This window comes from Psychroflexus salinarum (assembly GCF_042677225.1).
In the GTDB taxonomy this organism is placed as follows: domain Bacteria; phylum Bacteroidota; class Bacteroidia; order Flavobacteriales; family Flavobacteriaceae; genus Psychroflexus; species Psychroflexus salinarum.
In genome coordinates, this window is record NZ_JBHTIV010000002.1 from 176,428 (window position 1) to 188,238 (window position 11,811).

Annotated in this window: 8 protein-coding genes; 4 read left to right on the plus strand and 4 right to left on the minus strand. The window is 35.6% G+C overall.

Features of this window, described 5'->3' with window-relative positions:
* Positions 1-363, plus strand: coding sequence for a response regulator transcription factor (locus ACFQ0R_RS00825; protein WP_379656471.1), 363 nt, complete (start codon positions 1-3; stop codon positions 361-363).
* A gap of 652 nt (positions 364-1,015) precedes the next feature.
* On the plus strand, positions 1,016-3,151 hold the full coding sequence (locus ACFQ0R_RS00830; protein WP_379656472.1) for an ATP-binding protein: 2,136 nt from the start codon (positions 1,016-1,018) through the stop codon (positions 3,149-3,151).
* A gap of 272 nt (positions 3,152-3,423) precedes the next feature.
* On the opposite strand, the gene ACFQ0R_RS00835 is transcribed toward ACFQ0R_RS00830, so the two are convergent.
* Positions 3,424-3,642, minus strand: coding sequence for a hypothetical protein (locus ACFQ0R_RS00835; protein ID WP_379656473.1), 219 nt, complete (start codon positions 3,640-3,642; stop codon positions 3,424-3,426).
* Between the two features lie 556 nt (positions 3,643-4,198).
* Here ACFQ0R_RS00835 and ACFQ0R_RS00840 point away from each other — a divergent pair.
* Both ACFQ0R_RS00840 and ACFQ0R_RS00845 read left to right on the plus strand, forming a co-directional pair.
* Positions 4,199-5,008 (plus strand): helix-turn-helix domain-containing protein, encoded by an 810-nt coding sequence (locus ACFQ0R_RS00840; protein ID WP_379656474.1) that lies wholly within the window; start codon positions 4,199-4,201, stop codon positions 5,006-5,008.
* 77 nt (positions 5,009-5,085) lie between these two features.
* Positions 5,086-8,334, plus strand: a complete 3,249-nt coding sequence (locus ACFQ0R_RS00845) for a T9SS type A sorting domain-containing protein (protein WP_379656475.1) — start codon at positions 5,086-5,088, stop codon at positions 8,332-8,334.
* A gap of 578 nt (positions 8,335-8,912) precedes the next feature.
* On the opposite strand, the gene ACFQ0R_RS00850 is transcribed toward ACFQ0R_RS00845, so the two are convergent.
* The 3 genes from ACFQ0R_RS00850 to ACFQ0R_RS00860 all read right to left on the minus strand — a co-directional run bounded on the left by ACFQ0R_RS00850 (position 8,913) and on the right by ACFQ0R_RS00860 (position 11,808).
* A complete protein-coding gene (locus ACFQ0R_RS00850; protein WP_379656476.1) occupies positions 8,913-9,278 on the minus strand; it encodes a response regulator in 366 nt (121 codons plus the stop codon).
* A complete protein-coding gene (locus ACFQ0R_RS00855; protein WP_379656477.1) occupies positions 9,275-10,294 on the minus strand; it encodes a sensor histidine kinase in 1,020 nt (339 codons plus the stop codon). Before ACFQ0R_RS00855 ends, ACFQ0R_RS00850 begins: the two co-directional genes overlap by 4 nt.
* A gap of 1,367 nt (positions 10,295-11,661) precedes the next feature.
* The gene (locus ACFQ0R_RS00860; RefSeq protein WP_379656478.1) at positions 11,662-11,808 is read right to left on the minus strand and encodes a helix-turn-helix domain-containing protein; all 147 of its coding nucleotides are present in this window, start codon (positions 11,806-11,808) and stop codon (positions 11,662-11,664) included.
* Positions 11,809-11,811: the final 3 nt, after the last annotated feature.

Genomic DNA, 11,811 nt, shown 5'->3' on the forward strand with positions numbered 1-11,811 from the left:
ATGAAACCAAAAATTTTAATTATTGATGACAACGATTTAACTTTAAAGCTTATACGTTTCATCCTGGAAAAGAATAATTTTGAAATTGTAATTGCCAAAGATGGGATTGAGGCCATAAAAAAGTTTGATCAGACAAAGCCAGATTTAGTCCTTGTGGATATCTTGTTGCCTTTCAAATCTGGATTAGAAGTTGCTCACCACATCAAATCAGTTTCTTCACAAACCCCGGTAGTGGTTCTGTCTGCTCTGGGAGATGAAGAGTCAACGGTTGAAAAAGCTTTTGAGTTTGAAGTAGATGACTTTATAAGTAAACCATTCTCTCCAAATGAATTGCTTCTAAGAGTCAAACGCCTATTGAAATAAACAGTGAAGTTTATATTCAGTATCTTTTAGGCAGCATTTTTTTCGATACTGTTGATAAGCAGAGCGAAAGCTGACGAATGGCCTGTCCGGCCTTAGCTAATCGGTACAGGCCGTTATATGTTGGTATTAAGCGTTTTAAATTAAGCTGGTTGTTTTGAATCTGACTCGTATTTACATTGAAATTGGCGCTTTAGATTTGATTGATACTTTTCAGTGATGTCTTCGAATTGTAGATAAAACAGACTTGAAATTTTATAATTGGTATGTTGGCTCCACTGTATTGGTATTTATATGACCCGGATAATTGAGTGTGATGCTGCCTTATGAAAGGAAAGTCGTGAAATTATAAAGTGATTTTGATGAAATCAATTTCAGTTTTTTATTTATATTTAAGAACTATATACTGGAACCTTAAATCACTTGTACAGAATTAAATCATTTAGTCAATTGACCTTTAAAAAGCTATTTCACTTGTTTTTAATTCCTGTCATTAGTGCATAAACTAACTAAATTATAAGACCATCGGCAAAGATGTTTAAAGAACTCATCAATAAAACAAATGGAAACCTTTCCACAATAAACCACTGTTGAAACAGGTTTTGATGACAAAAATTTAATTTATAGAAAACTACAGTAAATTATAATTTCAGATATGAAATTTTTTCCAAAAGCCTCATTTCCCTCAAACGAAGCAGATCGTCTTAAAGCGCTCGAGTCCCATAACATCATTAAGCCAGAACAGGAAAAGAACTTAGATGAACTGGTAGAACTTGCCAGCCGTATTTGTAAAACGCCTATTGGTTTAATCACGTTTATTGATGAAGAGTTGCAGTATGACAAATCTTCCGTAGGTATGCCGGATAATTCGCGATCACGAGCGGATAGCTTTTGCCAATATACGATTCTGCAGGATGATATTTTAGAGGTGGAGAATTTATCAGAAAACGAGATCTTCAGGTTTAACCCATTTGTAAAAGAAAGTCCTAATTTCCGGTTTTATGCAGGGACACCATTAAGTACATCAGAAGGACTCAATATTGGCACTTTATGTGTCATTGATACAAAACCGGGCCAGTTGAGTAGTCATCAAAAAGAGGCTTTAAGAATTATAGCCAAGCAGATAATGGCACAACTGGAAATAAATAGGCTAAATATCAATCTGGAAGAAAAGGAGGAAAGCCAGCTTGTGGAAAAAATCCAGGAGACAAAGAAAAAGCTGGATAGTAAAGAGTTGGAAAATGAACAATTGCATAAAGCCTTGAACAAGGCAAAACGAGAAGCAGAAAGAGCTGTCGTGGCCAAGGATAATTTTTTGTCCAACATGAGCCACGAAATCCGAACGCCTTTAAATGCAATCATTGGATTTTCAGATATCCTTAAGAAGGAAAAGCTTAATGATTCTCAGATAGACCTTATTGATACCATTTCAAACGCTGGAGAAAATCTGCTGAGTATCATCAATGATATTCTGGATTTATCTAAAATTGAATCTGGTCAGTTCTTATTAGAAAAAAAACCATTTAGCCCCGCTAAAGCACTAAAGGCTGTGTGTGAAATGCAGAGCGAAAAAGCCACAGAAAAAAACATCAAACTTGAAAAAGAAATAGATGATACTGTGCCTGAACTGGTTTTGGGAGATGTATTTAGATTAAGTCAAATCACCACTAACTTAATAAATAATGCCATAAAATTTACACAGGATGGGTTTGTCAAAGTTTCGGCCTCCGCTGACTTGTTGGATGATGACAATTGTACTTTAACGATAAAAGTGCAGGACAGTGGCATCGGTATTCCAGAAGATAAGCAGCAACTGGTATTCGAACGCTTTACTCAGGCTGATGCTGCCACTTCACATAAATTTGGCGGTACAGGTCTTGGCCTTAATATTGTCAAACTGTTGGTGGATAAGTTCAATGGCTCTTTGTCATTGGAGAGTAAAGTAGGTGAAGGCTCAGTCTTCACGGTTTCTATTCCTTTTAAAATAGAACGTGAATTAGAAGAAGCCAAGCAGAAAGAAATCCCAGAACATAAGTTTATCCCTGCCAGGATCTTATTGTTTGAAGATAATCCCTTAAATCAGAAGTTAGCGCAAAAAGTACTTTCAGATTTAGGTCATGAATTAATTACTGTTTCCAATGGAGTAGAAGGTGTGGAGTGGCTGAGAAATAACAACAATCAGGTAGATTTGATTTTAATGGATTTGCGAATGCCGGAAATGGATGGTTTTCAGGCTACCTCTAAGATCAGAAAAGAGTTAAAATTAGATGCCCCTATAATTGCAATGTCAGCCCATTCTTTAAGTCAGGGTAAAACTAAATGTATTGAATATGGTATGGATGATTTTTTGGCTAAGCCTTTCAAACTTGGTGACCTTAGCAATAAGATTCAGATGGCACTGAGCGGCAAAAACAACTTAACTAATTTGACAAGCGGAGTGGATGAGCAAACCCCTGATAAGTTATATGATTTAAAGCAATTGGAATTGCTAGCCTCTGGTAATAAAGAATTCATAGAAGAGATGTCAGATACCTTTATGACACAAACTCCTGTTGACTTACTGGAAATACAGAAGGGCATTACCAATAAAGATTATAAAACGATCTACCAAACAAGTCATAAACTAAAGTCTAGCTACGGGGTCATAGGCTATAAAAACGTACTTCTACTAAAAAGAATAGGAGAAATGAGCCAAAGTGAAGATGCAATGGAAGAGATACAAAAGATCTTCAGGAAACTGAAATCGGAAACAGCAGTTATAATTAAGGATATGAGCGAAGAATTAAGCTAAAGATCTTATGATTCGCCAGCCTGTGATGGTGAGAGTTTTCAATTTACATATCCGGCTCATTTGTTGATTTGTCGAGTGGATATACTTTGAAATCAAATGGATTCAACTAACTTCACTCTAAAGCTATAGTCACAGTAAATCTAGGTCTATAATGGTCTGTACATACTTCAGGTGATTCAATACCTGAAATATGATGCTCATTTGTAAGTTATCCTGGTTTTATCCAAACTAGATGATATGACTAGTTCCTTATTAATCAGGTCTTGAGAAGTTTAAAAAGTAAGAACATGGGTCCATTTTAGGATATACATGGTCAAAAATGTTGTTGCTGTGCCAACAAAAAGTGCACTTTGCCAGAAGTAAACGCGACCTCCCCCAAGTTTCCACGTCTTTTTACCGAATTCATTTTTATAATAAACATGAAGTGCTTTCCAAAAAAGAAAAGTAGCTCCTATAAAAATCAATAGTGCTAATGCTAAAACCTTTGCCATGTATTTAATTTTTAAAGTTGTCAACTAACTTACATATATTTTATGTTGGGAAAACATGTGAACGGTATTAATTTTATGCAACCCCTTTTTTTACTTCTAAAAGTCAAATTGGAGATGGGGTTTGATCGGTCAGAAAGGATAGGGATTAATTTTTTTGTTCCTTTTAAATAGATTAGAATGATTAACTAATCCTGTTTGAAGCCTCGTTAATTCATTCAGGGCCATCTCCTTGATGTCATATAATCCGGAAACAACGCCTTCCCCCACCACGATACATCAGTAATGAATGCACTTTCAGCAACCTCAGAGGGGATGTTTGGATGCGTTTAATTGAGATTATTCTTTAATACAAAGACTGGCCAATAAAGTCAGTCCTTGTCTTTCAATGTCATAAAAAGCCTTTTAAGCGTCAAAACCAATGAACTTCAGACAAAAAACAAAGCTCAAAAACTCATAACAGGAGATAAGAAGAGATAAAAGACCTTTTCTCTATTTGTCGGTATTTTACAGGTTTATAAAGTCCATTAAGATTATTTTAGCTTTCAAAAGTTAATTAATGAAATTTATTAACAGTTTGAATTTTAATCATTCTTTCATTAAAGATATTGTTAGAATTGATTATTCAGCAGATATGCCTTTACAATGCATAAATGATTATGGTTACAGTTACATCATGTTTCGTTTTGGTGATTTTGAAGCTTATGATTATAAAAATAACCTAATAGAAATACCTAAAATTTTTGTGAAAGGAACTGGTGACTTTTTTAATGTAAAAGCTTATAAAAACAGTAGCTGGATTTCAGTTGAATTACCCAATCATAGCTTGCATAACATCACCAGACTCATCGCAAAAAAAAGTAGAAATAAACTGATTGATTTATACGATTATGTGGATGCTTCCATCTTAGACAGGCTTTACTATGAAATCTACGAAAACAAAACTGTAGAAGCTATCACACAGACACTGGATAAGCATTTATATAAATTTTACAGCGCCTGGAACTGCGATTTGGATTCAACCGTGATGGTTAATTATATCTACAGTCGTAAGGGATTGCTTTCGGTATCGGAATTAAGTGAAAAATTTCCTTATGGAGAACGCAGTATAGAACGTATGTTTAGCAGAGAAGTGGGCTCATCTCCGTATCGCTTTATCCGCCTGGTCAGGTTCAATTTTATTATTCGGGAATTGGAAAAGGGGGAGTACACAAAGTTTGAAGATTTAATTGAAAGATACAATTACTATGACCATTCGCATTTCGAAAAAGATTTCAAAAAATTTCTAGGACAGAGCATCAGCACCTATAAAAATGATTTTAATCCTTTGTTGTCCTTGGCATTAAGCAGAGAATACAATAAAATATAGATTCTTATTTGAAATATCTTCGAAAAGTAAACTGCCTTAATTTTTAAAAAACTCCTAATTCACTTAAATTATTTTTCATGAAAAAACTATTACTCAGTTCTATACTAATATGTTTTGCGCTAATTGGCAACGTAATTGCTCAATCTGTAGCCAACCAAACAGTTTTACCCGCATCTTACAGAATGGCAATGGGTTATGATAGTGAGGTGTATGAAAATGAGCAATATATCGTTTTGGAGGACGGCTCTATCGGTGTTTATGGTGCTCTTTATAAAAATGATGGAGTCGATATTACAGAGATAACATTACCGGGATCATTAAGAATGGCTCAAGATCACGACATGGAAGTTTATGGAAGTGAATTGTATACTGTTTTAGAAGATGGTTTTAGTGGTATAAGAGGTGCACTTCATAAATATGATGGAACTACTTTTACACAAATAAACCTGCCTGGATCTCTGACAATGGCTCGAGATTACGACATGGAAGTGTACAACAACGATCTTTATTTAGTCTTGGAAGATGGTTCTAGTGGAATATATGGGGCATTATATAAGTATGATGGTACATCTTTCACTCAAATAGTATTACCAGGCTCTTTGAGAATGGCTGAAAGTTATAACATGATCATGTATGATAATGATTTATATGTAGTCCTGGAGGATGGTTTTAGTGGTATAAGGGGTGCACTTCATAAATATGATGGAACTACTTTTACACAAATTAACCTGCCTGGATCTCTTGAAATGGCCCGAGATTACGAACAAGAAGTGTACAACAACGATCTTTATTTGGTCTTAGAAGATGGTTTTAGTGGTATAAGAGGCGCTCTTCATAAATATGATGGAACTACTTTTACACAAATAAACCTGCCTGGATCTCTGACAATGGCTCGAGATTACGACCTAGAAGTGTACAACAATAATCTTAATTTAGTCTTAGAAGATGGTTCTAGTGGTATAAGGGGTGCTCTTCATAAATATGATGGAACTTCTTTAACACAAATAAACCTGCCTGGGTCTTTGGAAATGGCTAGAGATTATGACATGGAAGTTTTTAATTGCAAACTTTATTTTGTCCTAGAAGATGGTTCAAGTGGGGTATATGGAGCGCTTTATGAGTTAGATAATGTTTTACCAAGCGTTATAACTCAAAACATTACAGTGGAACTTGATGCTAACGGCGAAGCATCTGCTACTGCTGTTGAGGTCGATAATGGGTCTACAGACAACTGTGGTGTAGATACACTAGCTTTAGATGTCACTTCATTCGATTGTTCAAATATTGGAGAAAATACGGTAACCTTAACGGTAACTGATGCTTCAGGAAACCAAGCTTCTGCTACGGCTGTAGTCACTGTAGTTGATATTTTATCACCTGCTGTAGTCACTCAGGATATCACAGTTGAATTGGATACCAACGGAGAAACAAGCATTACAGCAGATCAAATTGATAATGGCACTTCAGATAATTGTAGCAGTATTTCTGGTTACTGTATTGAGGGGATGACCTACGGAAATGCCGAGATATTAATTGAAGGCGCCGGAATGGGTCGTGTAGACTTTAGTGCCGGTTTAGTGAGTGCCTCATCCGGAGGGGTTCCAATGGAATTAGTTCCTATTACTACCATTGACTCTAAAGTGCGTAGTGGTGACCTGGTGCATGCCAGATCTACATTAAGTACTGGAAGTCGACCATCCGGTGAATCCATTTTTTTCAGAACCTCTGATGGTCGCATTACCTGGGGAGGACATTCTCCTTCGGGACCTTTTGCAAATCGAACACGATTAATTATTGAACAAGAAAATGTTGCTGCTGGAGAATTGATTGACTTCAGTAAGCCATACAACTTAAGATTTCAATTAAATGGCAGGTACCTAAGTCAGGCAGGTAGTTTTTTTAGCTCAACAAGCACACCTGCAGAGGTTTCAGCTATACTAGTTTCAGGTGATTTAGGGGCAACCAATAATTGCTTGTTAACAACCAGCCTTGATGCTACAACTTTTGACTGTTCTAACTTAGGTGAAAAAACAGTAACCTTAACAGTAACTGATGGAAGTGGTAACTCTTCTTCAGCAACAGCAATAGTGACCGTAATAGATAATATAGCTCCAACAATAGTCTTACAGGATGTTTCTGTGGAGCTTGATGCAGAAGGCACGGTTAGTATAGAGGCTTCAGCTTTTGATAATGGAAGTTTTGATAACTGTGGAGAGGTCACTTTTAGCACAAATTTAGTTGAGATCTTGAGCTGTGGTGCTTTAGGACTAAACGAGGTTACCGTTACTGTTACCGATGCTTCAGGCAATCAATCTCAAAACACAGCGATCTTGACTGTTTTAGATAATTTATCTCCTGCTATGGTCACTCAGGACTTAACTGTTGAGCTAAATGCCAACGGTGAAGCTACCATCACTGCTGCTCAGGTCGATAATGGGTCTGCAGACAACTGTGGTGTGGATACGCTAGCTTTAGATATAACTACTTTCGATTGTTCTAATCTTGGGGAAAACACAGTAACCTTAACTGCGACTGATGCCTCAGGCAATCAGGCTACAGCCACGGCAACAGTAACTGTTGTAGATAATAGTCTGCCTACAGCGGTAGCTCAAAACCTTACAGTAGACCTAGATGAGTTTGGTGCTGCCAGCATTACTGCTGCACAAGTGGACAACGGATCCTCAGACAAGTGTGGTATTGATAATTTAAGCCTGGATGTCAACAGTTTTGACTGTTCTGCTTTAGGTGAAAACACCGTAACCTTAACTGCGACCGATGGCTCAGGCAATCAGGCAACAGCCACAGCGGTCATCACCGTAATCGATGCTATGGCACCTGCTCTGGTCACTGCGGATATTACAGTAAGCTTAGATGATAATGCTACAGTAAGCATAGAACCAGGTGATCTTGTCGATACGCTTGAAGACAACTGTTCGTTAGCAGGAGAGATAACACTTGCTTTGGATCAGGACACCTTTACGGCAACAGGTGTTTATGTGGTAAATATAACCGCAACAGATGCTTCAGGGAATACAACTACAGAATCTGCTGAGGTGACGGTGGATTCAACACTAAGCATAGATCAGGTCGATTCAGACATACAGGTTAAACTTTATCCAAATCCAACGACAGATCACTTATTCTTCGAAGTTTCCAATACAGAACTCATGCACATCACTATTTACGATATGAATGGTAAGCTTGTTAAAACAAGTCAGGAAAGTCATTCTGTTGATGTGACTAACTTATCCAGTGGAGTGTACTTCGCAAAAGTTGATGCTAAGGGCGGAAACACATTGAAGATCCTAAGATTTATAAAGAAATAAATTTCATCCTCTTATTTTTTTCTAAAGCCTCCTGTTCGGGAGGCTTTTTTATATGTATCCCTGAACAGCTAAGCCTATTCCACTCCAGCCGACTGTAAAGTCACCGACATCCAGCCTGTGAAAATTTAATGACACACGACCTTAACCACAACATCAGGTTTAGGATTGATTCCCAGGCTTAGCTGAGGTGTGGGGAGGAGTGAGGTTTGATTTCGATACAAGAAGTTGGTTTGCCAGTATATATAGGGTTTCAAGAGATGGAATTATAAAATGACAAAATACCTTGACGAAAAAAACATTACAATATTCAAGGAGCTGAGAGTGAAAAATAGTAATTCACTCAAAATCATCACTCAGTTTTCACCCTAAAAGAAGAATAGATGTAATGCTTCAACCTGAAACTTTGACAACCTGATGAGTTCATCTTAGCTCTCAGGTTTTAAACAGCAACCGTGAATGGTCACACAGGAGGAATTAGGGACAATTTTCTATCAGTCTATATCTGGTTTTGCGAGACATAAACACTTAAAACTCCTGAAACTTCCTTGCAATATGCTATATAGTGTACAAGTCACTCTTTATGACAGTTTATTAATTTCTTTCTCAATCTCTTGCATACAAAAGGGTTTGCGGAAATATCCTTGAATTAACCCTGACTTTATTGCATTTTCGATTTCATCATTTACTTCAAATCCTGTTAAAATATAAAACTTCTTTTCAGGATACTTTTTTTTCGCTTCCATAATAAATTCTATTCCGCTCATTTCAGGCATACTCAAATCACTAATTATGGCTTTTGTGTCAGCATGTTTTTCTAGTAGGTTCAGCCCTTCATATCCACTATACCCTGTATAGACCTCATAATTAACGGAAAAATTAATTTGAAAAAGCATGACATTTATTTTTTCGTCATCAATATATATGATCTTGATTTTCTCACTCATGGCCTATTTATTTTCGGTAATACTATTCTTACTGTTGTTCCTTTTCCTACTTCTGATTTAAATTCAAGTTTCCCTTTGTGCTCTTTTATGATGTTGTAGGTAATCGATAATCCCAGGCCTGTGCCTTTCCCGGGGGATTTGGTCGAAAAGAACGGGTCCGTAAGCCTTTTTAGATTCTCTTTTGGAATACCTGTACCAGTATCTTCAATTGTTATGACTACCTCAGATTCTTTTTCTCTTGTTTTTACTATAATTGTCCCGACTGATTCAATGGCCTGAACAGCATTACTTAATATATTTATAAATACCTGATGTAAACTCCCTACATTTCCTTTAATGACCATATCAGAATTGCTGTAATCTTTTTCAATAGAAATTTGACATTTTATCTGACTACTCATCATAATGAGTGAATTTTCAACTATCTCATGCAAATTACAATCTTCGTCATAAGAATCGCTTTTACGACTGAACTGGCTTAAACCCTTAACAATAGAAGAGGAACGGTCAACACCAATCTTCATAGCTTCAATTAATTTTCCAACTTGCTCAGGGTGATCTGAAAGTGAATTTTCTTCATAATGACGGTGTAAACCAACATAAGAGCCCATGATGTAATTCAATGGATTATTAATTTCATGAGCAACACCTGCTGTTAAAATACCAAGTGATGCCATTTTTTCTGTTTGAACTAGATGAGCTTGAGTATCTTTAAGACGTTTGATATTCAATTCTAATTCCTTTGTACGTTCCTTAACTGTCTCCTCAAGATGATTTTGATGTTCTTGTAATGCTATTTCTAAACTCCGATGTTTGTTAAGTTGCCTTCTGATGAAAAAGAATAAGAGAATTGCAGTAATAATCACATAAAACCACCCTTTGTAGGTTTGAAAATCACTCAGTTTGGCCTTGTTATTAACCAGTAAATGTAGAATTTTATCAGAGAAAAGTATCCAAAGACCACCTATTAGTGTGTAGAGAATAGTTATTCTATATTCAAACTTAAGGGACTTCATATAAAATAATTTTGTTAAGACATCATTAATAGTTCAAAAAAACATTTACCAAATACATTAATAATACCATAACACTGTTTCACTTGCTGCCACTGGTTATTAAATATTGAATCTAAACATTTATATCAGGCATTCATAAAATAAATTTATTTTAATAACATTTTTTTAACAAAAACTCCTTCAGCCACTTATCAGTGATGAGATTAGAGTTATTGACCCTCACCTTTAACATACTTTTTATTAGAAACCTAAAACTGTTTAATCAATTTTCATATCTATGTGAAATGATATAAGTTGGATAGCTGCTTTTAACAAAAAGCTGATCCTCAATGGACTTATAAAAGTCCATATGTTTGATAATTTAAATAAGCAAAGCTTTTCATAATCTTTAAGCCTATAATTTAACCTCCTTTCATCTAACCTAATCGCATAAGAAGCAAATATGAAGCAGTGGAGTTTTTTGAGTCTTAAATTTCTTTGAATAATTGAAAAAATGCAAAATTCTTTTGATCATACTAGTAGTCACCTAAGTTCAATTCTAGATTTAGACATATTGATCTACACTATATTTTCTACATTACTTTTTTATGAGCTTTTCTTTATTACGACTCATTATTCTTTCGTTCTATTTACAAATGTATTGTTCTCATAAAATGCGATATTCCTGATAAATTAAGCATTATATATTCTAAAGTTGTAAAAGGAAAAATGAGCTGTGGATAAACCGATATTCACCTGTGAAAAACTCATGTCCACTTGTAGTTGATTTAATTTAATGTACATTATTTGATACTATCCTCAAGTACTTTTTCTAATGACCTCTATAGAAAATAAGGCGATTCTCATGTGCATTTATAAATGAGAGCTTAAGAATGGGTTTATAAGCTATATCATCTTAAGCCAAAGGCTTTCTGGATTTGAAGGCCAACAGGATCCATTCCTCTCCAGCTGTTTTTAAAAAATTCAATGACACACGAGCTCAACCACAACATTAGGTTTAGGATTGATTCCCAGGCTTAGCTGAAGCATAGGGAGGAGTAAGATTTGATTTCGATACAAGAAGTTGGTTTGCCAGTATATATAGGGTTTCGGGATATGGAGGTACAAAAAGGTACAAGTTTTTGCCACTTTCCGTGAAGAAATTAACATTCCAGCAATGACGGGGCCTGCGAGCGCACAAAAATTAGCATTTGGCTAAAATCACCCCTCATTTTTCACTCCATTTGATTTGCACCTTTTGTAATAATCTGTAAATCAATTAAATAAAAATATTTAAATTTCAAATCCGTCATTTTTTTGATTTTCTTGTACCTTTTGAGGTACAAACCTGATTAAAAATAGAGTTTTTTACGTAAAGATGGGGGTGTTCAACTTGATTTTTTTTTATCGATACCTTCCAGATCATATCTCACCACTCCACCAATTTTATGAGCTTTTAGTTTTACAGATTTATTCCAGTTATTTAAAGTCATTAAGGAAACGTCAAGAAGTTCTGCAGCTTTTTTTCTAGACACACA